21 protein-coding genes are annotated in these 23,156 nt (G+C 49.9%); 8 read left to right on the top strand and 13 right to left on the bottom strand.

What is annotated here, in order from left to right; genetic code table 11:
- Positions 1 to 138 precede the first annotated feature (138 nt).
- Positions 139 to 747, top strand: a complete 609-nt coding sequence (yyaC, locus tag MKY12_RS31935) for a spore protease YyaC (protein WP_036728050.1) — start codon at positions 139 to 141, stop codon at positions 745 to 747.
- Here the strand turns inward: yyaC and MKY12_RS31940 are convergent.
- From MKY12_RS31940 to rpmH, 12 genes are all read right to left on the bottom strand, one after another.
- Positions 719 to 1,219: a DUF4446 family protein gene (locus MKY12_RS31940; protein ID WP_209879288.1), complete on the bottom strand. Its 501-nt coding sequence runs from the start codon at positions 1,217 to 1,219 to the stop codon at positions 719 to 721. The genes yyaC and MKY12_RS31940 overlap by 29 nt on opposite strands.
- An 86-nt stretch (positions 1,220 to 1,305) precedes the next feature.
- The gene (locus MKY12_RS31945) at positions 1,306 to 2,469 is read right to left on the bottom strand and encodes an aminotransferase class V-fold PLP-dependent enzyme (RefSeq protein ID WP_339312191.1); all 1,164 of its coding nucleotides are present in this window, start codon (positions 2,467 to 2,469) and stop codon (positions 1,306 to 1,308) included.
- Between the two features lie 93 nt (positions 2,470 to 2,562).
- Positions 2,563 to 3,405 (bottom strand): ParB/RepB/Spo0J family partition protein, encoded by an 843-nt coding sequence (locus tag MKY12_RS31950; protein ID WP_036728055.1) that lies wholly within the window; start codon positions 3,403 to 3,405, stop codon positions 2,563 to 2,565.
- Complete coding sequence (locus MKY12_RS31955) at positions 3,398 to 4,159, bottom strand: AAA family ATPase (RefSeq protein WP_036728056.1); 762 nt, start codon at positions 4,157 to 4,159, stop codon at positions 3,398 to 3,400. The genes MKY12_RS31950 and MKY12_RS31955 overlap by 8 nt, the downstream gene beginning before the upstream one ends.
- A 214-nt stretch (positions 4,160 to 4,373) precedes the next feature.
- Complete coding sequence (gene noc, locus MKY12_RS31960) at positions 4,374 to 5,189, bottom strand: nucleoid occlusion protein (RefSeq protein WP_036728058.1); 816 nt, start codon at positions 5,187 to 5,189, stop codon at positions 4,374 to 4,376.
- Positions 5,190 to 5,526: 337 nt separating this feature from the next.
- Positions 5,527 to 6,249: a 16S rRNA (guanine(527)-N(7))-methyltransferase RsmG gene (rsmG, locus tag MKY12_RS31965; RefSeq protein WP_076081916.1), complete on the bottom strand. Its 723-nt coding sequence runs from the start codon at positions 6,247 to 6,249 to the stop codon at positions 5,527 to 5,529.
- A gap of 3 nt (positions 6,250 to 6,252) precedes the next feature.
- Entirely contained in the window at positions 6,253 to 8,139 is a 1,887-nt protein-coding gene (gene mnmG / locus MKY12_RS31970) for a tRNA uridine-5-carboxymethylaminomethyl(34) synthesis enzyme MnmG (protein WP_036728061.1), read from the bottom strand.
- Positions 8,140 to 8,154: 15 nt separating this feature from the next.
- Positions 8,155 to 9,531 (bottom strand): tRNA uridine-5-carboxymethylaminomethyl(34) synthesis GTPase MnmE, encoded by a 1,377-nt coding sequence (gene mnmE / locus MKY12_RS31975; RefSeq protein WP_339312193.1) that lies wholly within the window; start codon positions 9,529 to 9,531, stop codon positions 8,155 to 8,157.
- An 84-nt stretch (positions 9,532 to 9,615) separates the two neighbouring features.
- Positions 9,616 to 10,350 (bottom strand): RNA-binding cell elongation regulator Jag/EloR, encoded by a 735-nt coding sequence (gene jag / locus MKY12_RS31980; protein ID WP_036699874.1) that lies wholly within the window; start codon positions 10,348 to 10,350, stop codon positions 9,616 to 9,618.
- On the bottom strand, positions 10,347 to 11,285 hold the full coding sequence (locus MKY12_RS31985; protein ID WP_209879294.1) for a YidC/Oxa1 family membrane protein insertase: 939 nt from the start codon (positions 11,283 to 11,285) through the stop codon (positions 10,347 to 10,349). Before MKY12_RS31985 ends, jag begins: the two co-directional genes overlap by 4 nt.
- A gap of 87 nt (positions 11,286 to 11,372) precedes the next feature.
- The gene (rnpA, locus tag MKY12_RS31990; RefSeq protein ID WP_036699878.1) at positions 11,373 to 11,723 is read right to left on the bottom strand and encodes a ribonuclease P protein component; all 351 of its coding nucleotides are present in this window, start codon (positions 11,721 to 11,723) and stop codon (positions 11,373 to 11,375) included.
- Positions 11,724 to 12,103: 380 nt separating this feature from the next.
- Positions 12,104 to 12,238, bottom strand: a complete 135-nt coding sequence (rpmH, locus tag MKY12_RS31995; RefSeq protein ID WP_039295761.1) for a 50S ribosomal protein L34 — start codon at positions 12,236 to 12,238, stop codon at positions 12,104 to 12,106.
- Between the two features lie 759 nt (positions 12,239 to 12,997).
- Between rpmH and dnaA the strand changes: the two genes are divergently transcribed.
- The 6 genes from dnaA to gyrB all read left to right on the top strand — a co-directional run bounded on the left by dnaA (position 12,998) and on the right by gyrB (position 19,321).
- The gene (dnaA, locus tag MKY12_RS32000) at positions 12,998 to 14,344 is read left to right on the top strand and encodes a chromosomal replication initiator protein DnaA (protein ID WP_036699882.1); all 1,347 of its coding nucleotides are present in this window, start codon (positions 12,998 to 13,000) and stop codon (positions 14,342 to 14,344) included.
- A 196-nt stretch (positions 14,345 to 14,540) separates the two neighbouring features.
- Positions 14,541 to 15,683: a DNA polymerase III subunit beta gene (dnaN, locus tag MKY12_RS32005; protein WP_036728067.1), complete on the top strand. Its 1,143-nt coding sequence runs from the start codon at positions 14,541 to 14,543 to the stop codon at positions 15,681 to 15,683.
- 47 nt (positions 15,684 to 15,730) lie between these two features.
- A complete protein-coding gene (yaaA, locus tag MKY12_RS32010; RefSeq protein WP_036699885.1) occupies positions 15,731 to 15,961 on the top strand; it encodes a S4 domain-containing protein YaaA in 231 nt (76 codons plus the stop codon).
- A 20-nt stretch (positions 15,962 to 15,981) separates the two neighbouring features.
- Entirely contained in the window at positions 15,982 to 17,100 is a 1,119-nt protein-coding gene (gene recF, locus MKY12_RS32015; protein WP_036728069.1) for a DNA replication/repair protein RecF, read from the top strand.
- Between the two features lie 16 nt (positions 17,101 to 17,116).
- Positions 17,117 to 17,365, top strand: coding sequence for an extracellular matrix/biofilm biosynthesis regulator RemA family protein (locus MKY12_RS32020; RefSeq protein ID WP_036728071.1), 249 nt, complete (start codon positions 17,117 to 17,119; stop codon positions 17,363 to 17,365).
- A 45-nt stretch (positions 17,366 to 17,410) separates the two neighbouring features.
- Complete coding sequence (gene gyrB / locus MKY12_RS32025; RefSeq protein WP_209879303.1) at positions 17,411 to 19,321, top strand: DNA topoisomerase (ATP-hydrolyzing) subunit B; 1,911 nt, start codon at positions 17,411 to 17,413, stop codon at positions 19,319 to 19,321.
- Positions 19,322 to 19,419: 98 nt separating this feature from the next.
- Here the strand turns inward: gyrB and MKY12_RS32030 are convergent, their stop codons facing one another.
- Positions 19,420 to 20,307, bottom strand: a complete 888-nt coding sequence (locus MKY12_RS32030) for a YheC/YheD family protein (protein WP_339312194.1) — start codon at positions 20,305 to 20,307, stop codon at positions 19,420 to 19,422.
- Positions 20,308 to 20,602: 295 nt separating this feature from the next.
- Between MKY12_RS32030 and gyrA the strand changes: the two genes are divergently transcribed.
- Positions 20,603 to 23,149: a DNA gyrase subunit A gene (gyrA, locus tag MKY12_RS32035; protein ID WP_339312196.1), complete on the top strand. Its 2,547-nt coding sequence runs from the start codon at positions 20,603 to 20,605 to the stop codon at positions 23,147 to 23,149.
- The last annotated feature ends 7 nt before the right edge of the window (positions 23,150 to 23,156 follow it).

Raw genomic sequence — 23,156 nt, forward strand, 5'->3', positions numbered from 1 at the left:
TTCCATCCATATACTAGGATCATCAGAACACGCTCCCGCGGACGTAAGCCTTGCGTAATCAGCAGCCTGGCAGCCTGACTCTGCTTTTTAGCTGATTTTCCCGTGATTTGCAGTCGCCGCCTCAGAAAGGACGATTATATGAATTTCTCTTCCAAAGCTCCACCGCTGCAAGAACCATCCTGTTTAAAAATATCACATGCCGACCCCAATATCTATTCTGCCATTACCCACCGTCTGCTGTTCCACTTTTCGCGCACCCGTCCGGATACGCCCATTGTCATTATCTGCGTGGGCACGGACCGCTCGACCGGCGATTCTCTTGGCCCCCTGGTCGGCACGACACTGGCCCGCTTTCACAGCCCGCTGTTCCATCTCTACGGAACGCTGGAGGAGCCGGTACATGCCATTAACCTGGAAGAGACAGTTAGCCTTGTGTACCAAAAGCATGCCAACCCGTTCATCATCGCCATTGACGCCTGCCTCGGCCAGTCCACCAGCGTCGGCTGCATTCAGGTGGTTGAAGGTCCGCTGCGTCCTGGCGCAGGGGTCAACAAGCAGCTTCCCCCCGTTGGCGATATCCATTTGACCGGCATCGTTAATGTGGGAGGATTCATGGAATATTTCGTATTGCAGAACACCAGATTAAGCCTGGTGATGCGCTTGTCGGATATTATTTCATCCAGCCTATACTCTGCCTTGAAGCAGTGGAACCTGCATGCTAGATCTGCTGCAACGCGAGAGCAATAACTTCCTTCTCCTCCGGTGACAGAGCATACGGGGTCTCTCCCTGTTCAATCGGCTTAGCATAGATATATGAGTTCTCGCGGTTGTGCAGACTGCTCAGCACAATCCCGCTGTGGTTGTCATCCAGAATGGCAAGCGAGAAACTCAGGTCATTACCGCGTTCTCCAAAAGCATTATAGCGCTTCATGGCCACCTTCGACTTCATGCCGCGCATTTTGGTATGTGCCGCTTCAAGCAGTGTCTTCTGCTCCAGCTGGACCTCCTCCAGCATATCCCCCTGATTCTTCAGGTTGACCAGCAGATTCTCCAGATCCTCTATGCCATTCCCACCCATCATGGCTTCGTACCGGCTCCGCATTCTGCGAAGCCTGGCACCCTGGACGATCATCATAATGGCCATCAGTATGATTACTCCGGCAAAGCCCATGATGAACGCCGATAAATACTCGCTTATGATTTCATTTAACTCCGACATGTTGAATCATCCTTTATACAAAAATAAGAATTCCCACGCTGTAACGACACCGACCTGTATAATCCACCTGAATCCTTATCCACTTATTAGCTTGAACGCGATACGCCGTACATTTCGTCCATGGCTAACAGCAGCCGCTGAACATCCGCTTCCGTGGAACTGACTCCCACACTCGCCCTTACCGCTCCGCTAGCCAGAGTATCCGCTGCTTGATGGGCCAGCGGTGTACAGTGCATTCCTGCCCGCACAGCAATCTGGTATTCGCGGTCCAGCCGGTGGGCAATATGCGCCGACTCCTGCCCCTCTACAACAAAAGCCACAATTCCGCTGCGTGGAGCGCCCGGTGCCGGACCCAGAATCCGCATGCCCGGAATAGCAGCCAAGCCCTCCATCAACAGTTGTGTCAACTTCCATTCCTGCATATGAATCTGTTCCACTCCCAGCGCCTTAACCGCCTTCACGCCAGCCAGCAGACCAGCTATTCCGACGGCATTCTGTGTCCCTGCCTCATAACGGTCCGGGCGAACACTTGGCTGCTCGCTGTTCTCCGACTGACTGCCAGTCCCTCCATGCATCAGCGGTTCCAGATCCATCCCAGGAGAGATATACAGCCCCCCGGTCCCTTGCGGACCGAGCAGCCCTTTATGTCCCGGAAATGCCAGCAGATCAATATTCATAGCCGCCACATTAATATTAAGCGCCCCTGCACTTTGAGCGGCATCTACCAGGAACACAGCCCCATGCGATTTCACTATGTCACCGATATCCCCAATCGGCAGAATACTTCCCAGCAGATTGGAACTATGATTGCAGATCACCATCCGGGTGTTAGGACGCAGAGAACGCTGGAGCTCGTGAAGATTGATTTGGCCCTCGCGGTCCGCCTGTATATAATCCACTTCAATCCCGATGCTCCGGCGCAAATACTCCAAGGGTCTGCGCACTGAGTTATGCTCTGTCATCGTTGAAACGACATGATCCCCTGGTTGAAGTGTACCCTTAATAGCCATATTTAGCCCCATAGTTGTGTTATGGGTGAACGCAATATCCTGAGCATTCGCTACACCAAACAACTCTGCCAGCAGCATTCGTGCACGAACTAATACCCGCCCCGTCCCGATAGCCAGTGAGTGGTTGCCCCGCCCGGCATTGGCCCCTGACTGTTCCAAGGCCTCCACCATAGCTGCAGCCACCTCCGGCGGCTTGGGCCACGAAGTAGCTGCGTGATCGAGATATACCAGCCTCTCCATCTTCCACCCTCCCTCTTTTCGATTTAAAAAACATACCCCTCCATATCCGTATTAAGGATATCTCAGGATATGTCTTCGGTACAAATATCCAAATCAGTTCCCCAGCAGCTCCAGCAATCTTTCCAGGTCTTGGGCACTGTAATAGTTTAATTCGATTTTCCCTTTTTCCTTGCCTTGTTTAATTTTGACTGTTGTCTTGAATCGCTCCCGTAATACTTCCTCTACATTATCAATATAAGGATCACGTTTCACAACCTTGGCCTTAATTCCATTAGCCGGTTTGCGGTCGAGATTCTTCACTACCTCTTCCAGTTCTCTAACACTCCACTGAAGCTCCACACACTGGGCAGCCAATTGCTTGATGACCTCCGGATCTTTCAGAGCCACAATTGCCCGGGCATGCCCCATCGAAATTGTTCCACGTGAAACATAATCCTTCACTTCTTCCGGCAAGCTAAGCAGCCGCAAAAAGTTGGCGATATGCGATCTGGACTTTCCGACTTTAAGAGAAAGCTCTTCCTGAGTTAGTGAGAATTGATCCATCAGTCCTTGATAAGCAACCGCTATTTCCATCGCGTTAAGATTCTCACGCTGCAGGTTCTCGATCAGGGCAATCTCCATCACCTGCTGATCACTGAGGCTGCGGACCACTGCCGGAATCGTAGCTTTGCCGCAATATTGCGAGGCCCTGAATCTGCGTTCCCCGGCAATAATCTCATACCCTTTCAAAACACTGCGAACAATGATCGGCTGGATCACACCATGCTGTCTTATGGATTCTGCAAGCTCCTGAATGGCCTCTTCATTGAAATCCTTGCGCGGCTGATAAGGATTGGCTCTAAGCTGCGTCAACGGAATCTCTACTACCTTATCGTCTTCATTGATCGACAGAGAAGGTATTAATGCATCCAAGCCTTTCCCCAAACGCTTACTCATAAGAGATCACTTCCTTTGCCAACTCTAAATATACTTCCGCTCCCTTGGAACGGGAATCGTAGGTAATAATTGACTGTCCATGTGAAGGGGCTTCGCTTAGGCGTACATTACGCGGGATAATCGTTCTGTATACCTTTTCCTGGAAATATTTTTTCACTTCTTCGATAACCTGAATCCCGAGATTCGTCCGGGCATCCAGCATCGTGAGCAATACTCCCTCTATTTTGAGATGCGGATTAAGATTCTTCTGAACCAGTCGTACAGTGTTGAGCAGCTGGCTTAATCCTTCAAGCGCATAATATTCGCATTGTATAGGGATAATCACTGAGTCAGCAGCCGTTAGAGAGTTAATGGTAAGAATCCCTAATGATGGCGGGCAATCTATGATGATGTAATCATAATTCGCCTTCACTGCATTCAGTGCCTTCTTCAGCTTCAGTTCCCGCGATATCGTGGAGACCAGCTCGATCTCTGCTCCTGCCAGCTGAATGGTTGCCGGAATAATATGAAGGCCCTCAATCCGGGTCTCCTGTATTGTATCCTGCGGATCCACTTCATTAATAAGAATATCGTAAATGCAATTTTCTACATCCGCTTTGTTGACGCCAACGCCGCTCGTAGTGTTGCCTTGCGGATCAATATCAACAAGCAGCACTCTCTTCCCCAGAGTAGCCATGCTGGCACCCAGGTTCACAGAGGTTGTTGTTTTACCTACCCCGCCTTTTTGATTTGCTATGGCAATAATCTTGGACACTTATTTCACCTCGAATTGTTTAGAAAGAATCATCTTGTAGTTCTTAGCTGTTAACGGCATAATAATCTGGATCTACGGCATCACGTTTGCGGAGATGTAGGTAAATAAGCAAATAGACAACAACTTATCCTTAGAGTGTATATGTGATAACGTTCGGAGCTAGTCATAGAAAAGGCGGCCAACACCTCAGGGCCGCCTTCAGCTTTTGTTGCCATTATCGTTTTGGAATTTGGATCACAATCTCATAATGATCTCCGCGGTCATTCTCGGAGGTCTTAATCTCCATTCCTGAGCCGGTCACCATGTCTATAGATTGACGAATTGTATTAAGAGCGAGACGGACATCTTTGGTATAGGAGGTCCGTTTTGATTTTTTGGTCTGGGTAACGGCCTTGTAGAAGGCGATACGTGCTTCTGTTTGTTTTACATTCAATTCTTTGGAAATAACCTCAGCCAGAACCTTAAGCTGCATCTCCTCAGTGTCCAGCGACAAGAGCGAGCGTGCATGACGCTCGGTGATTTTTCTTTCCATTAAAGCAGTTTTGACCTGTTCAGGCAAATTCAGCAAACGGATTTTGTTGGCAATGGTGGATTGGCTTTTGCCAAGCCGCTGAGCCAGACTCTCCTGGGTCAATTGATGCAAGTCAATCAGCTTCTGATACGCGATCGCCTCTTCAATAGAGGTTAAGCCCTCACGCTGCAAGTTCTCTATCAGTGCGATCGATGCAGCCTGTGAATCATTGAATTCGCGGACAAGTGCCGGAATGGTGTCCATGCCCAGCTTTTTAACTGCCCGCCAGCGTCTTTCGCCTGCAATAATCTCATACTGGGAATCACGCATACGCACAACGATCGGCTGGATCACGCCATGAGTTTTGATAGTCTGACACAACTCGTCGATCTTCTCATCATCGAAAATCGTCCGTGGCTGATACGGACTGCTGATGACCTCATGAACCGGGATTTGTTTGATCTCTTCTCCGCTGCTCCGCTCGGTAAATCCAAAAAGCTTGGTGAATTGTTCTTTCATTCCGTTCATAACCACCTAATTTCGTTATAGTACGATCATCTTAACCTTTCATGCGAAAAGCTTATCGTACAGCGTAAGAAAAGTATCCCTAAGTCATTCTGAGCCACTTCTCTTAAAAGACGGCCTGGCATTTATTCTGATCACATCTATTAAAAGTCTTACTATATTATTCTATCACTTTTCTGCTAATAATCCTATTCTCCATAATGACCTATTTTTCCTGCACACCAGCCTGAACTAGAGCAGCTTTCCGCACAAATAAAAAGACCAAGCTCATTAAAGATGAGCTTGATCCACTATAACAGAAGACTGTCAAATGTTGTTTCACGTGAAACAATTAGATGAGCGGCGACTTCGCAGGTACGCCGGGCTTGCGCGGATACTTGGACGGTGTGGCCCCAGTCTTACGTACAAGAATGATATGCCGGGAAGATTCTTCCACCGGCAGACTGAAGGATTCTACCTTGTGCAGTTCAGCACGCAGCTCCTTGAAGCTGCGCTTGGCTTCTTGCAGTTCCTCCGTCGGATCGCTCCCCTTCATGGCAGCGAAGATGCCGTCCTTGCGGGTGAATGGCAGACAGAATTCATTCAGAAGCGATAAACGGGCCACCGCACGGGCAGTAACTACATCATAAGCATCCCGGTGAACAAACTGTCTGGCCACATCCTCTGCCCGGCCGTGAATGAGCTGTACACCCTTCAACCCCAGGGTATCACAGACATGCTGCAGGAAGGTGATCCGTTTGCTAAGTGAATCCACAATCGTCAGCTTAAGATCCGGGAAGCATATTTTTAGCGGAATACCAGGGAACCCTGCCCCTGAACCAATATCAGCAAGACTCTTCGTCTCCTGCATATTCACGTAGAAGGCTAAAGATAAAGAATCATAGAAGTGCTTGGTATATACCTGGCTCCGCTCTGTGATCCCGGTTAGATTCATCTTCTCATTCCAGGAGACCAGCTCCTGATAATAGAGTTCAAATTGTTCAAGCTGCTTCATTGAGAGTTCCAGCCCATGCTCCTTGAGCAGGTCGGTGAACTCAGCTACCGTTGTATCCATAGGTTATCCTTTCGCCGCTGTTACACGGTTATAGTGCTCCAGATAGACCAGCAGAATCGAGATATCTGCCGGGGTAACGCCTCCGATACGCGAAGCCTGCCCAATGGAGATGGGAGCGATTTTGGTCAGCTTTTGCCGGGCCTCCATTGCCAGTCCATGAATCTCATTATAGTTGATGTCGTCTGGAATCTTCTTCTTCTCCATCTTCTGAAGCTTCTCCACATGCAGAAGCTGTTTCTCAATATAGCCGGCATACTTAATCTGAATCTCCACCTGCTCCTTCATCTCTTCATCCAGCTCTTCTGGAGAAGGAGAGATCAGATCCACGAAACTGTAGGCTAGCTCAGGGCGGCGCATTAAGGTCAGCAGATTGCTTCCGTCAACAATCGGTGCAGATCCATAACTGGCTAGCGCTTCATTCACTTGAACCGGTTTGACCTTTGTCTCCTGCAGACGGATAATCTCACGGTCGACCCGGCCCTTCTTATCAAGGAAGGCTTCATAGCGCTGCTCTGTAATCAGCCCAATATCATAACCGATTGGTGTCAGGCGGAGATCCGCATTATCATGACGGAGCAGCAGCCGGTATTCCGCACGGGAAGTCAGCAGGCGATAAGGCTCATTCGTTCCCTTAGTGACAAGATCATCGATCAGAACGCCAATATAACCCTGCGAACGATCCAGCACGACCGGCTCTTTCTCCTGTACTTTACGCGCTGCATTGATACCGGCAATAACCCCCTGCCCTGCCGCTTCTTCATAGCCGGAGGTACCGTTGATTTGTCCCGCAGTGAATAGTCCCGGCAGACGTTTGGTTTCCAGAGACGGCCAGAGCTGCGTCGGAACCATGGCATCATATTCAATGGCATAGCCGTTGCGCATCATCTCTACCTTCTCCATACCGGGAATAGACCGCAGGACCGCCAATTGCACATCCTCAGGAAGGCTTGTCGACAGACCCTGTACATAGTATTCCGATGTGTTTTTACCTTCCGGCTCCAGGAAGATCTGATGCTGTGATTTATCACTGAACCGGACAACCTTATCTTCAATGGAAGGGCAATAACGCGGACCCGTTCCTTCAATAATACCCGTGAACATCGGCGCCCGGTGCAGATTGTCATTAATGATCTGGTGAGTAACCGGGGAGGTGTAGGTCAGCCAGCAAGGCAACTGCTCATTATCCGAGGATTTGGTTTCAAAAGAGAAGAATTTCAGCTTCTCATCGCCCGGCTGGATTTCTGTCTTGGAGAAATCAATCGAATCCTTGTGGACACGCGGCGGCGTTCCGGTCTTGAAGCGGACCAAATCGAACCCCAGTTCGCGCAGATTCTCGGACAGGCGTACGGACGGCTGCTGATTATTTGGTCCGCTCTCATATGTCAGCTCACCCATGATCACTTTGCCGCGCAGGTAGGTTCCCGTTGTCAGAATAACGGTCTTGCTGTGATACACCGTCCCTGTCTTCGTCACCACTCCGGCGCAGCGTCCGTCTTCGACGATCAGCTCCTCCACCATCCCCTGGCGCAGAGTCAGGTTAGGAGTCTTTTCCATCGTTTCTTTCATTGCGTGCTGATAGAGGAACTTGTCGGCTTGTGCACGCAGAGCATGAACCGCAGGCCCCTTGCCTGTATTAAGCATTCGCAGTTGAATGAAGGTCTTGTCTATATTGCGGCCCATTTCTCCGCCGAGTGCATCAATTTCACGCACCACATGGCCCTTAGCGGGTCCGCCAATCGATGGATTACATGGCATGAAGGCCACCATATCCAGGTTAATTGTGATCATCAGTGTGCGGCAGCCCATCCGTGCAGCAGCCAGAGCTGCTTCGCAGCCGGCATGACCGGCGCCGATGACGATAACATCATAGCTGCCTCCATCATAATTCATAACGGTTCCTCCTTCTTATTTGCCCAAGCAGAATTGCGAGAAGATCTGGTCCAGCAGCGAATCCGCCGCCGTATCTCCAATAATCTCCCCGAGCTGCTCCCAGGCCAGACGGACATCAATCTGTATCATATCTATAGGAATCAGCATCTCCGCTGCTTCATAGGCATCCTGTAGTGATTTATGTGCCTTCTTAAGCAAGGCTATATGCCTTACATTGCTTACATAAGTCAGATCGCCAGATTCCAGCTTGCCTCCGAAGAACAGTGCGGAGATCGCCTCTTCCAGTCTATCGAGTCCTTCCTCTTCCAGCACCGACATCGGTACAATACTCGCTTCATCGAAAAAGGAGCGCAGCTTCCCCGTGTCCAGACGGGACGGTAAGTCCATTTTATTCATGATGACCAGCGCTTGTCTACCGTGGATTTGTTCCATCAGTGCCAGTTCATCCTCATGAAGCTCCTCATTGGCATTCAGCACCAGCAGAATCAGATCCGCATCGCTGAAAGCCGCCTTCGAGCGCTCCACACCGATTCTCTCCACCACATCCATCGTCTCACGGATACCCGCAGTATCCAGCAGCTTCAGCGGGATATTATTAATCGTTACATACTCTTCTATCACATCACGCGTTGTTCCCGGAATGTCGGTCACAATCGCCTTGTTGTCGCGGGCAAGCGCGTTCAGCAGCGAGGACTTCCCGACATTGGGCCTGCCCACAATAGCTGTCGTAATCCCTTCGCGCAGAATCTTTCCTTCATTGGCGGTTCGAAGCAGCTTATCTATGCCTTGCATAACCTCTTGACTCTTATCCTTGATGAAATCGGCAGTTAAGGACTCCACATCATGCTCGGGGTAATCAATATTCACTTCTATATGGGCCAGTGTCTCAATTAGCGTGTGCCGAAGCTCATGAATACGTGCGGATAACGAGCCGCTAACCTGCTTGAGGGCAACCGAGAAGGCCCGGTCCGACTTGGAACGAATCAGATCAATTACGGCCTCGGCCTGCGAGAGATCAATCCGTCCGCCCAAAAAGGCACGCTTTGTGAACTCTCCCGGCTCGGCCAGCCGGATGTCCTGCTGCAGCAGCAGATCCATTACTCTTCTTACAGAGATTACACCGCCATGGGCGCTGATCTCCACCACATCCTCCGTGGTAAAGGAGCGTGGTCCCTTCATGACGGTTACCAGTACCTCTTCCAGCTGTTCCCCGTCCTGCAGACTTACGATATGTCCATAATGCACCGTATGAGAATCAGCTTCCGTAAGGGGGATACGGCTTTTGAACAAAGGGGCCACTTGGGGGATTGCCTGCGGTCCGCTAACCCGGATGATGGCAATACCGCCCTCGCCCAAGGCTGTCGATACAGCGGCAATAGTATCACTAAGCATGTTTGTAATTCACCTCTGGTTTTGGTCTCTTCAAAAAAACAATGACTCCTCGCATAGGTCAAGGAGTCATTGCGGCATATGGTTCTACTTCAAAGTTATAACGACGCGGCGGTTCGGCTCTTCACCCTTGCTGAGGGTGTTCACCTGCTTGTGATCCTGTAATCTGGAATGGATGATCTTGCGTTCCTGCGGGGACATGGGCTCAAGGACCACCTCTTTGCGGGTCCTCACCACACGCCCGGCCAGACGGTCAGCCAGCTCCTCCAGTGTCTTCTTGCGGCGCTCCCGGAAGTTCTCCGCATCCAGCACGAGCCGGATGAAGCTGTCAGAATACCGGTTGGCCACAATATTAGCCAAATACTGCAAAGCATCGAGAGTTTGTCCTCTTCTGCCAATCAGCAGCCCAAGCTCCGGACCGGAAATTTGCAGAACAGTTGATTCCTTGGCATGAACGATTTCAACTTCCACCTCAAGCCCCATGCTCTTGGCGACATCTACAATGAAATGAACGGCCTGACCGTATGCTTCTTCTACCGGGTGTCCGGAATCCTGGCGCGGTACACCGCTGATCGCCTCTGTATTGCTCTCTCTTGTTGTCTGCTGAGACAGTAGCGGAGCACTCGCCGCTGATGCCGGTGCGGCTTCCGGGATCAAGGTCAATTCCACCTTGGCCCCCTTCGCACCGATCAATCCAAGGAATCCTTTTGACGGCTGTTCAAGTACGTTGACCGTTACCCGGTCCTTGTGAACTCCAAGCTGATTAAGTCCCCGTTCTACAGCTTCTTCAATGGTTTTCCCTGTCGCGACGACTTTGCTCATTTTGACTTTTTGACCCCCTTCTTCCCATTGCTTCCGTTTCCTTTAGCAGCAGGAGTTACATCTTTGCGGGCGTTAGAGTTGCTGTTCTTGCTCTTCGTCAGGTTAACATCCTTAGCCTTGCTGTTGCCTGCACTCACCGTAGCGCTGGCAGCGGCAAGTGCTGCTTTGTGCTTATCATTGTTGCGGTACAAGAAGTAGTTCTGAATGATGGTGTACAGATTGCTATAGAACCAGTACAGCGGAAGTGCAGACGGGAAGTTGTAGGACATGATGAAGATCAGAACGGGATATACCATCATCATGAACTGCATTGGACCCTGCTGTTGTACCGGGTTCATTTTGGTCATCATACGGGTCTGGATAAATGTCGTAGCAGCGGCAAGGAGCGGCAGGATGAACAGGTGATCGGGTTTGCCGAGCTGCAGCCACAGGAAGTCATGTAATCTAAGATCCGGATTGTAGTAGATCGAGTTGTATAGGGCAATGAAGATTGGCATTTGCACGATCAGCGGCAGACAGCCCGCCATCGGATTGACCTTGTTCTCCTGGAACAGGCGCATTGTCTCCTGCTGTACCTTTTCGGGCTCATCTTTATATTTTTTCTTAATCTTCTCAAGTTCCGGCTGAATTGCCTGCATGGCACGTGAGCTCTTCACCTGCTTAATCGTAAGCGGAAGAATCAGCGTGCGGACAATGATAACCATTACAAGAACGGCTAGGCCATACTGGCCATTGAACCATTTCGCAAAAGTATCCAGGGCAATGGCGAAATAATACACAACATTACTCTGCCAGAAGCCTCCATTTTTCAAATCCTCCGTAGTGTGCGTCACTGTTGTCGCAGACGGAGAGCATCCCGACAGAACAGCAATCATTAGAACCATTAACCCGAGGAGAAGAAACATTTTTCCTCGCTTAGTCTTCATTAGAGACACTTCAAAACCCCTCTCATAAACATTCCATTGCACCGTAAATCATAACATAATTATGGATACAAATAAACAAGCCCTCTTCAGGCTCTTTTACTTGCGTAAAGCCTTGAGCAGCTTGGCTTTGCGCAGCACATGCAGCACGCTTTTCTCCAGTTCGGCGTAATCCTTGGAGAGCGCTCCTTTTCGGACAATGAAAACGATATCCAGATTGCCGGCAATTTCCGCCTCGTGGTGACGGACAATCTCCTTGACCAGCCTTCTCATCCGGTTGCGGACTACGGCATTCCCGACCTTCTTGCTGACGGATATGCCCACCCGGAATCGTTCCACTTCTCTTCTGGGGAACCAATACACCACATACTGATGATTCGCAAATGACTTCCCATGGCGGTATACGCGGCTGAAGTCGGCACGGTTTCGTAATCGTAAACTTTTGTGCACGGAAATCTCCTATTCAAATACCGGAATTGCTCCAGGCTCCGGAATTTCATCTTCTAATTAGTATTGTCATTCAAGGGAGACCATAAACAGTTACTGCGCCGGCCCTGGAGATCCCCTGCCAACAAACATAGACAGCTTGTGGAAGCTACAATCTAGTGAAATTGAATTCTTATATCTTAAAAAAAAGCCCCGCAGTAGCGTTAACATCCCCTGCAGAGCCTATCGTTTATTGTTGCAGCAGCAGAAGTAATGCGTGGGTTTCTGCTCACTGAGCATCATCCCATTCTGCGCTATATATAGAAGAGAAATAAAAACAGCTGATGCATTCTGCAAATAAAGCGTAAAAAAGGACCACAGCAGTGGTCCCAAAGTGGCCTATCTTACGCACTCAAAACTTTTCTGCCTTTCAAGCGGCGGGCTGCCAGCACTTTGCGGCCGTTTTTCGTGCTCATTCTTTTGCGGAAACCATGCACCTTTTTGCGTTTACTCACATTTGGTCTGAACGTCGGTCTCATGTATTGCACCTCCCTTACAGGAACATAATTACTGTCATATAAGCAGAAACGGACTAAGCCGTCCTTAAAGTAGGGACAGTATCTACAAGTATTATCAATTTAATTTGGAGACATATCCTCACAGAAAACACCTTTATATATTTAAACACATTAATGCGCCAAAAGTCAACCATGTCTCTTTCTCCCTCTTTTTCCGGCTGCTCCACTTTTGCCCCCGTTTTTTGGGACCAGCCGGAATCCGGAATCTTATCCCCAGCGTGTCCCGCTTCTTCACTAATCCTAACCCTAACCGCTTATCCACAAAGGAATACATCCAAAATAATAATCCACAGGCTTGTCCAGTTATCCACCTGTGATTAATTCCGGGCGGATTTTGCTCACAGGTGAGCACAACCTGTGTATAAAAAAATTGCCGCAGTCGCGGAAATTGTCGAACGGTAAACAAATTATCAACAATATGTAGTGGTGTGCCTAAAAATTATACACAAGTGATTGAATTTGTGGATAAAATGGCGTCGCTCATTGAAAAATAAGGGGCGTTTTGCTATGATAGTATTACTTTTGAATGTGAATAGATTTGTTTGTTCAATAAATTATCAACAAGCTGTGGATAAAGTTGTGAACAATTCAAATCTATCCATATTTTTTTGTCTCTTGAAGTTGCATACTGGGGATAAGATTAATCGCCAACCCATTTTCTTCGACATTTCCACTTCATGGCTGATGCCACATTTGGAAGATTTAAAGGAGTGACAGTCTGTGGACAGCCATACTTCCGAATTATGGCAGCAAATATTATCGATTATTCAAACCAAACTAAGCAAGCCGAGCTTCGATACCTGGTTCAAGGCCACCAAGGCCATGACATTCAATTCCCAGGCTCTTATCATCTCGGCGCCTACAACCTTTGCCGTAGAATGGCTGGAAAGTCGCTATACCAAACTGGTAGGAGCAACGGTATATGAAGTTACCGGACAGCAAGTGGAAGTCAAATTTGTCATTGAGGAGAACAAGCCCTCTGAGCCTGTGGTTCAGCAAAGTGCGCCCACTCCCGTTGTTTCGCGCGAAGAGGCACAGACACATTTGCTCAATCCCAAATACACCTTCGACACATTCGTGATCGGCTCAGGCAACCGTTTTGCGCATGCAGCCTCCCTTGCTGTAGCCGAAGCGCCGGCCAAAGCCTATAACCCTCTGTTTCTGTATGGAGGCGTAGGTCTCGGAAAGACTCACCTTATGCATGCGATCGGCCATTATGTGCTGGAGCATAACCCCAACAACAAGGTGATTTACATCTCCTCCGAGAAATTCACGAATGAATTCATCAACTCCATCCGTGATAACCGCGGCGAAAGCTTCCGCAACAAGTACCGCAATGTTGACATTTTGCTGATTGACGACATCCAATTCCTGGCCGGCAAGGAGTCCACGCAGGAGGAATTTTTCCATACGTTCAATGCTCTTCACGAAGAACGCAAGCAAATTATCATCTCTAGCGACCGGCCTCCCAAGGAAATTCCTACTCTGGAAGAACGGCTGCGTTCCCGGTTCGAATGGGGACTGATCACAGATATCCAGCCCCCCGATCTTGAGACGCGAATTGCCATTCTACGCAAGAAGGCCAAGGCGGAGAACCTGGATATCCCGAACGAAGCCATGATGTACATTGCCAACCAGATCGACACGAATATCCGGGAGCTTGAAGGCGCGCTGATCCGTGTAGTGGCTTATTCTTCCCTGACGAACCAGGATGTGACGACACATCTGGCAGCCGAAGCGCTGAAGGATATCATCCCTTCGAGCCGTCCGAAGATGATCACCATTAATGATATTCAGCAAAAAGTCGGTGAATACTACAATTTGCGCATGGAGGACTTCAAAGCGCGGAAACGCACGAAGGCTGTGGCTTTTCCAAGGCAGATTGCCATGTATCTCTCCCGCGAGCTGACGGATTATTCGCTTCCTAAGATCGGCGAGGCCTTCGGAGGACGCGATCATACGACCGTTATCCATGCCCATGAGAAGATTACGCAGCAATTAAAGGTGGACCAGGAGCTCTATAAAGTGGTAAATAATCTTTCGGAGAAAATTAAAAATCCTTCCTAAGAGGAACAAAGAGCCTATACACAATCTATACACATGTGGGTAGGCTTAATTTTATGCTGTTTAGCCACTTATCCACATAAACGGAGCCCCTACTACTAATACTATTAAATAACTATAATAATTCATCTTCTAAGAGCAGGTTTCAAAGAGCATTTACGTACACCCATTTCCCAATTTTTCAGCTAGGAGTGAAATCATGAAAATCAGCATTCTCAAAAACGAGCTTAACGAATCCATCGGCCATGTCTCCAAGGCAATCTCCAGCAGAACAACTATCCCTATTCTGACCGGTATTAAGTTTGAGGTTAGCCATCAGGGCGTTACACTGACTGCAAGTGATACGGATATTTCCATTCAGTCCTTCATCCCTGCCGAGAATGACAGCCAGACGATCGTCAAGGTAGAGCAGCCGGGCAGCGTAGTGCTTCCCGCCAAATTTTTCGTAGAGATTATCAAGAAGCTTCCCTCCAAAGAAATTCACATGGAAGTCAAGGAAGGCTTCCAGACCTACATCTCCTCCGGCTCTACGGAGATTCAGATTGTGGGCCTCGATCCTGAAGAATTCCCTGTTCTGCCAAGCATTGAAGAGAATGAAACCATCTCCATGCCCGGTGATTTGCTGAAGAATATGATCAAGCAGACTGCCTTCTCCATCTCCACCCAAGAGACCACACCGATCCTGACAGGCATTCTGTGGAATCTGGCCGACAATGAATTCAAGTTCACGGCTACCGACCGCCACCGGCTCGCAACCAGAGCTGCACACCTGGAAGGCACAGAGAATATCCAGTTCGCGAATATTGTCATTGCTGGCAAAACGCTGAACGAGCTGAGCAAAATTATCCCTGATCAGAATATGCTGGTGGATATTGTCGTCGCCGATAACCAGGTGCTGTTCAAAATCGACAAAGTGCTGTTCTATTCGCGGATTCTGGATGGCATTTATCCGGATACTTCTAGAATTATTCCAACCACCTACAAAACAGAACTAACTTTGGACACAAAAAAATTAAGCGAATCGATTGACCGTGCTTATTTGCTGTCCCGCGAAGAGAAAACGAACATCGTCCGGATGCAGACCCTGGAAAACGGTGATGTAGAGATCTCTTCCAGCTCCTCCGAACTGGGGAAGGTCCGTGAAGAGCTGGAAGTTATCGATTTCAAAGGCGAGCCGCTGCGTATCTCCTTCAACTCCAAATATATGCTCGATGTGCTAAAGGTGGTGGAGAGTGAGCAGCTCGTGATCGCCTTCACCGGCATGATGAGCCCGATTATTCTCAGACCGCTCGATGAGAGCCGCAGCCTGTATGTGATTCTGCCGTACCGGACAACTAATTAACGCCCTGTTCATGAACATGTGGATAAGTGGCTGAGAGGATCAAAAACATGAAAAAAATAGTTATCCACAGTGGATATATTAAGCTCGACCAGTTCCTGAAGCTCTCCGATTGTGTATCCACAGGGGGGATGGCTAAGGCACTGCTGCAGGAAGGGCATGTGCAGGTGAACGGTGAGGTGGAAGAACGGCGTGGCCGGAAGCTCTACCCGGGTGATACAATCGAGGTACAGGATAACGGCGTCTTTGAAGTTGAGGGCGGCGGCGTCAAGGAGGAGTAACCCTAAGGAGGAACAGGCTCTTGTTTGTCAAAAATATCGGACTGCAGGATTACCGCAACTATGGGCTGCTGCGTCTTGAGCATCTGGGCGATGTGAATCTCATTCTCGGACAGAACGCTCAGGGCAAAACCAATCTCATGGAGGCTTTGTTTGTCCTTGCGATGACAAAAAGCCACCGGACCTCCAAGGACAAGGAGCTGATCTCCTTCGATGCCCCGGCGGGCTCCGCACAGATTGTTGCTGAAGTAGAGCGCAAATACGGGGATCTTAAGCTGGAGCTGACCCTGTCCCCGCAGGGCAAGAAGGCCAGAATTAACGGACTGGAGCAACGGCGGCTCAGTGAATTCGTAGGCTCGCTGAACGTTGTAATGTTTGCTCCGGAGGATCTGGAGATTGTTAAAGGCACCCCGGGCATCCGGCGCCGGTTCCTTGACATGGAGATTGGCCAGGTTCAGCCGAGCTACCTGTTTCATCTGCAGCAGTACCAGAAAATCCTCCTCCAGCGGGGCAATTTGCTGAAGCAGTTATGGGGCAAGGAGGCTGGCGGCCGGGAGCTTCTGGATATCTGGGATGCCCAACTTGTAGAACATGGTGTTAAAATCGTCAAAAAAAGGAAACAATTCATAAAGAAGCTGCAGATATGGGCAGAAAGCATCCACCGGGGCATCACAAACGGCGGAGAAGAGCTCAAGCTGCTCTATGTCCCCTCCTTTGGTGAGCGTGAAGAGGAAGATGAAGCTGTCTTATTGGACAAATTTATGTTAAAGTTATCACAAACAAGAGATCAGGAAATCAGGCGCGGCATGACGCTGACGGGTCCCCATCGGGATGACCTGTCCTTTTTTATCAACGGAAGAGAAGCTCAGGTCTACGGTTCCCAAGGGCAGCAACGTACGGCAGCTTTATCGCTCAAGCTGGCGGAAATTGAACTGATCCATGAGGAGATCGGAGAATACCCTGTGCTGCTTCTTGATGATGTTTTGTCCGAACTTGATCCCTATCGTCAGACCCAGCTTATCGAAACCTTTCAGAGCAAGGTGCAGACCTTCATCACTGCCACCGGTGTTGAGGGACTGAACGCTGATAAACTAAAGGGTGCAATCCTGTATCATGTTCATGGCGGCAAAGTGGGGTTATAAAGAGCGGAGGAAGACCATGTATATTCATTTGGGCGGAGAAAAAATTATTCGATCCTCAGAGCTGATTGCTATATTTGATATATCGATTGAGAAGTCCTCCAAGGTATCGAAGCAGTTTATGACTCATTCCCAGCAGGATAAGAAGCTGGAACGCATTGGTGAAGAGGAAGCGAAGTCTATTGTCGTGACCAGGAATACTGTCTACTACTCCCCGATCTCCTCCTCCACTCTCAAAAAAAGAGCCAAGATCTTGTTAGAAATATAGGTTTCGTAAGTTACAAGAGATAATCTGAAAGAAGTAGGTGAAGGCATGTCAATGAATCAACCGACATATGATGAGAGCCAGATTCAGGTACTGGAAGGGCTGGAAGCAGTTCGGAAACGTCCCGGCATGTACATTGGCTCCACCAGCTCAAAAGGTCTGCATCATTTGGTCTGGGAAGTTGTCGATAATAGTATCGATGAGGCGCTGGCAGGTTTTTGCGACCGGATTCAAGTCATAATTACTGAGAATAACAGTGTGACTGTTATTGACAACGGGCGGGGAATTCCTGTCGGTGAGAACGTCAAGCTGAAGAAGTCCACGCTTGAAGTGGTCATGACTGTCCTGCATGCAGGCGGTAAGTTCGGCGGCGGGGGCTACAAGGTGTCCGGCGGTCTTCACGGCGTGGGGATCTCTGTGGTTAACGCTTTGTCCGAGAAGGTAGTAGTGACCGTCAAGCGTGACGGGCATGTCTATCAGCAGGAGTACAACCGCGGCGTGCCGCAATATGACATCAGAGTGATCGGGGATACAGAGGAGACGGGGACCACCACCACCTTCCACCCGGACCCGGATATTTTTACCGAAACCACTACTTTTGAATACTCCACGCTCCTTACCCGTATCCGAGAGCTGGCCTTCCTGAACAAGGGCATTGAGCTGTCACTGCTGGATGAACGGACCGGAGTCAACAATACGTTCAAGTATGAAGGCGGTATTGTGGAGTATGTGAAATACCTTAACGAGAAAAAAGAAGCTCTTCATGAGGATCCGATCTACGTGGAAGGCTCACGGGATATGATCGCGGTTGAAGTAGCTCTCCAATATAACGATTCATATACAGAGAATATCTATTCATTCGCCAACAATATCAATACCCACGAGGGCGGAACGCATGAATCCGGCTTCAAGAGCGCTTTGACGCGGATCATTAATGATTACGCACGCAAGGCCGGTGTGATCAAGGATAGCAGCCAGAATCTGACCGGTGATGATGTCCGTGAAGGTCTGACGGCGATTATTTCCGTCAAAATCCCTGAGCCGCAGTTCGAAGGCCAAACCAAGACCAAGCTCGGCAACAGTGAAGTCCGCGGGATTGTAGAATCACTGTTCGGCGAGAAGCTGCAGGAGTTCCTGGAAGAGAATCCTGCCGTCTCACGCAAGGTGCTGGAGAAGTCATTGCAGGCTTCCCGTGCCCGTGAAGCGGCCAAAAAGGCCCGTGAGCTGACCCGCCGCAAAAGTGCGCTTGAAGTCAGCGCCCTGCCGGGTAAGCTGGCGGACTGCTCCTCCAAGGATGCGTCGATCAGTGAGCTGTACATCGTCGAAGGTGACTCGGCGGGTGGATCAGCCAAGCAAGGCCGGGACCGTCATTTTCAGGCGATCCTGCCGCTGCGCGGTAAGATTCTGAACGTCGAGAAGGCCCGGCTGGACCGGATCTTGTCCAATGCGGAAATCCGGGCGATTATCACCGCACTCGGAACCGGGATTAGCGATGATTTCGACCTCTCGAAGGCGCGTTACCACAAGGTTGTCATTATGACGGATGCGGACGTCGACGGCGCCCATATCCGAACACTACTGCTGACCTTCTTCTACCGCTACATGCGGAAGATTGTTGACGCAGGGTATATCTATATCGCCCAGCCGCCGCTCTTCAAGATCGAGCGCAACAAGGTTGTGCGCTATGCACAGACCGAGAAGGAGCGCGATGAGATCATTGCTGCCTTCGGTGAGAACGTGAAGGTTAATGTTCAGCGCTACAAAGGTCTGGGTGAGATGAACGCCGCTCAGCTGTGGGACACGACGATGGACCCTGAGAGCCGTACCATGCTGCAGGTGACCATTGAGGATGCCATGCTGGCGGACAGCATCTTTGATACCCTGATGGGTGACAATGTCGAACCGCGCCGTGAATTCATTCAGGAGCATGCGCAATCGGTTAAGAACCTGGATATTTAAGCCGCACATAGCGAACCTCCGGATTATCCCTTGCGGATGAAGCCGGAGGTTTTTTAGTAATACAGAGGGTATATAGTCTGCCGTTTGAATACATAGAGCTATAAGTTCGATATTCGCTTGCGGCGGCTGGTCACGGACTTCCGGTTAGGCTTCAACCGTCCATAGGCCACAGCGTAACGGTGGATTTTGCGGTAAATTGCTTTGTTCGGGAACAATTTGAAGACAATGATGGAGGGTAAGGTGTTTACTTCAAGCAGCCATAGATCGTGATGCTGGTCTATGGCGACATCAAGCCCCAGCTCCTTAAGGCCTGGATAAGCCGTTTCGAGCTGCGCGCCGATTCGGACGCCCAGCGATTTGAGCTGCTGGGTAGTTGCAGACATTTCGTCAGAGGTCATATGCTCCTTGAACAGGGCACCTACCGGAAAAACACTGCCCCCGCTGTGATAATTCGTGATCACCTTCTGCGGTGCGGCGACCCGGCCAAGCATGCCTGTAGTCTCCCAGCTGCCCTGGGGATTCTTTTGGGTAAGCACCCGCAGGTCGAAGGGGCGCTCCTGATGCTGCAGCAGATCAATGCCCTGCTGGACCAGATAGCTGCGGTCTTTAATCCGGGGCACCAGTGCGGCATGAAGCTCTTCAGGGCTATTAAAGACCTCGGCGTCCTTCGCATACCTTAGAATATACATCAGCTTCGGCTCTGCCGGTACTTCTGCTTCAATGCCTGCAGCTGCTGTCTCCGGTTCACGGTTCTCCGGCTGCTGCCCGCTGGGACTTAAGTGTACAACCCTCTGCTCGGCTCTCATCACTCCGCTGCCATAGGTGCCGCGGTCGGGCTTTATATATACCGTGCCATGCAGATGCAGCATTTCTTTCAGATCCTCCAGGCCGTATTTGCGCGTTTCCGGAATATAGACCGAGAGCTGACGGTTTTGCAGAATGACTTTCGTTTTTGCCCATTTGCTGGACACGCGTTGAATCTTCATGTTCTGCCTCCGTTTCTTTACGCATAGCGAATTTTCAGGACAAGAAAGCAAAATAATGTTATAATATAAGGATATGAGATTATGCTTTTTGGGACGAAAACATGGGCATGAAGCCAATTCTCTTGTCTCTACAGTCTATGTACTGAAGACAGCAGCGGAGAGGGCGTATACCCTTATCCGTACTAAAAGAAAATCAATATAGACGATAACAGGCTATCATGTTTAATTGTGCTGGTTTTGTGAAAGTAATATAATATAGGGTAGCGGTTTTTAACTGAAGGAGGTCCACCAACTCATGGCTGAACAAAATAACCCGCAAGTCAAAGATCGGGACATTGGCGTGGAAATGCGCGAATCCTTTATGGATTACGCAATGAGCATCATTGTAAGCCGGGCTTTGCCGGATGTGCGGGATGGACTTAAGCCTGTTCACCGACGCATTTTGTTTGCGATGTCGGAACTTGGTATGTCCTCGGATAAGCCACATAAGAAGTCAGCGAGAATCGTCGGTGAGGTTATCGGTAAGTATCACCCGCACGGTGACTCTGCAGTCTATGAAACAATGGTACGTATGGCACAGGACTTCTCCATGCGCTATATGCTTGTAGACGGTCATGGTAACTTCGGTTCCATAGACGGAGACATGGCGGCTGCAATGCGTTATACAGAAGCACGTTTGTCCAAAATTGCCGGAGAAATGCTCCGTGACCTGAACAAGGAGACCGTTGACTTCGCGCCCAACTATGACGGTGAAGAGAACGAGCCTGTAGTCTTGCCGGCGCGTTATCCCAATCTGCTGGTCAATGGTGTAGGCGGGATTGCGGTGGGGATGGCAACCAACATTCCTCCACATAACCTCGGTGAGGTTATTGACGGTGTGCAGGCGATGATTAAGAATCCTGATATTACGCCTATGGAGCTTATGGAATATATTCAAGGCCCGGATTTCCCGACGGCCGGATATATTCTGGGCCGTGAAGGCATCCGTCAGGCCTACCGCACTGGACGCGGATCGGTTACCATGCGTGCCAAAGCGGTCATTGAAGAGAATAACGGCAAGGCCCGGATTATTGTGCATGAGCTTCCTTACCAGGTCAACAAAGCCCGGCTCGTGGAGAAGATTGCGGAGCTGGTGCGTGAGAAGCGCATCGAGGGCATAACAGATCTGCGTGATGAGTCTGACCGTAACGGAATGCGCGTAGTGGTTGAAATGAGACGGGATGTGAATCCGAGTGTGGTACTCAACAATCTCTACAAGCATACTTCTATGCAGTCCACCTTCGGGATCAACATGCTGGCTATTGTCAACAATGAACCCAAGATTCTGAATCTGCGCGATGTGCTGTATCACTATCTGCAGCATCAGATCGAAGTCATCCGCCGCCGGACGATCTTCGACCTTAAGAAGGCGGAAGCACGGGCGCATATTCTGGAAGGTCTGCGTATTGCCCTGGACCATCTGGATGAGGTCATTGCCCTGATCCGCGCCTCACGCACTACCGATATTGCCCGGGAAGGTCTGATGGAGACTTTCAGTCTAAGCGTAGAGCAGGCCCAGGCGATCCTCGATATGCGGATGCAGCGCCTGACCGGTCTGGAACGCGAGAAGATCGAGAACGAATATAACGAGCTTTTGGCCAAAATTGCCGAATACCGTGAGATTCTGGCCAATGAGCATCTTGTGCTGGATATTATCAGCAATGAGCTGCAGGAGATCCGGGATAAGTACTCCGATGACCGCCGTACAGAAATTACGGTTGGGGAAGAAAGCATCCTTGACGAGGATCTGATTCCGCGTGAAGAGGTTGTTATCACGATTACCCACACCGGTTACATCAAACGTCTTCCGGTCAACACCTACCGCAGCCAGAAGCGCGGCGGACGCGGTGTCATCGGGATGGACACCAAGGACCAGGACTTTGTGGAGCATCTCTTCGTGAGTAACTCCCATAACTACCTGATGTTCTTCACTGATAAGGGTAAGGTGTACCGGATTAAGGCTTATGAGATTCCGGAGCTTGGACGGACTGCCCGGGGAACGCCGATTATCAACCTGATTCAAATTGAGCAGGGCGAGAAGATCAGCGCGGTCATCCAGGTAGAGGAAGCGGACAGTGACAAGTACCTGTTCTTCGCGACCCGCGAGGGAATTGTGAAGAAGACGCCTCTGGAAGATTACAACAACATCCGTAAGGGTGGTTTGATTGCAATCAATCTCCGTGAGGAGGATTCACTGATTGAGGTGAAGCTGACAGACGGTGAGCAGAATCTGATTATCGGTACTGCACGCGGAATGTCGATTACCTTCTCGGAGAATGATGTGCGTTCCATGGGCCGCAGCGCTACCGGGGTTAAGGGAATCACGCTTGATTCCAATGACCATGTTATTGGCATGGACTGCGTAGACCAGGAGCTTGAGGTGCTGATCGTAACCACCAAGGGCTATGGTAAGCGGACACCTGCTGCTGACTACCGGTCCCAGACCCGCGGCGGTAAAGGCATCAAGACCATTAACCTTACGGATAAGAACGGGCCGGTTGTCGGGCTGAAGGTCGTCAAGCAGGACGAGGATCTGATGATTATTACGACCAGCGGTACCCTGATCCGTACCAGCATGGACGGAATATCCACCATGGGCCGTTATGCGCAGGGCGTTAAGCTGATTAATATCCGTGAGGATGATGCTGTAGCTACACTGTGCAGAGCGGACAAAGAGGATGAAGAGCTGTCTGAGCATGAGGATGGCGAAGACATTCAAGGAGCTCCTGTGGAAGGCGACGGCGATATTGAAGCTAGCCAGCCTGAAGCGGATGCCGTGAACGAAGACGACAGCCTCGAATAAGGATTGC

This window comes from Paenibacillus sp. FSL M7-0896 (assembly GCF_037975415.1).
In the GTDB taxonomy this organism is placed as follows: Bacteria; Bacillota; Bacilli; order Paenibacillales; family Paenibacillaceae; genus Paenibacillus_AQ; species Paenibacillus_AQ silagei.

Bases quoted from the DNA above. Each gene is read 5' to 3' on its own strand.
- yyaC (WP_036728050.1), top strand. From the start codon at position 139: ATGAATTTCTCTTCCAAAGCTCCACCGCTGCAAGAACCATCCTGTTTA.
- MKY12_RS31940 (WP_209879288.1), bottom strand. From the start codon at position 1,219: ATGTCGGAGTTAAATGAAATCATAAGCGAGTATTTATCGGCGTTCATC.
- MKY12_RS31945 (WP_339312191.1), bottom strand. From the start codon at position 2,469: ATGGAGAGGCTGGTATATCTCGATCACGCAGCTACTTCGTGGCCCAAG.
- MKY12_RS31950 (WP_036728055.1), bottom strand. From the start codon at position 3,405: ATGAGTAAGCGTTTGGGGAAAGGCTTGGATGCATTAATACCTTCTCTG.
- noc (WP_036728058.1), bottom strand. From the start codon at position 5,189: ATGAAAGAACAATTCACCAAGCTTTTTGGATTTACCGAGCGGAGCAGC.
- rsmG (WP_076081916.1), bottom strand. From the start codon at position 6,249: ATGGATACAACGGTAGCTGAGTTCACCGACCTGCTCAAGGAGCATGGG.
- mnmG (WP_036728061.1), bottom strand. From the start codon at position 8,139: ATGAATTATGATGGAGGCAGCTATGATGTTATCGTCATCGGCGCCGGT.
- mnmE (WP_339312193.1), bottom strand. From the start codon at position 9,531: ATGCTTAGTGATACTATTGCCGCTGTATCGACAGCCTTGGGCGAGGGC.
- jag (WP_036699874.1), bottom strand. From the start codon at position 10,350: ATGAGCAAAGTCGTCGCGACAGGGAAAACCATTGAAGAAGCTGTAGAA.
- rpmH (WP_039295761.1), bottom strand. From the start codon at position 12,238: ATGAGACCGACGTTCAGACCAAATGTGAGTAAACGCAAAAAGGTGCAT.
- dnaN (WP_036728067.1), top strand. From the start codon at position 14,541: ATGAAAATCAGCATTCTCAAAAACGAGCTTAACGAATCCATCGGCCAT.
- yaaA (WP_036699885.1), top strand. From the start codon at position 15,731: ATGAAAAAAATAGTTATCCACAGTGGATATATTAAGCTCGACCAGTTC.
- MKY12_RS32020 (WP_036728071.1), top strand. From the start codon at position 17,117: ATGTATATTCATTTGGGCGGAGAAAAAATTATTCGATCCTCAGAGCTG.
- gyrB (WP_209879303.1), top strand. From the start codon at position 17,411: ATGTCAATGAATCAACCGACATATGATGAGAGCCAGATTCAGGTACTG.
- MKY12_RS32030 (WP_339312194.1), bottom strand. From the start codon at position 20,307: ATGAAGATTCAACGCGTGTCCAGCAAATGGGCAAAAACGAAAGTCATT.
- gyrA (WP_339312196.1), top strand. From the start codon at position 20,603: ATGGCTGAACAAAATAACCCGCAAGTCAAAGATCGGGACATTGGCGTG.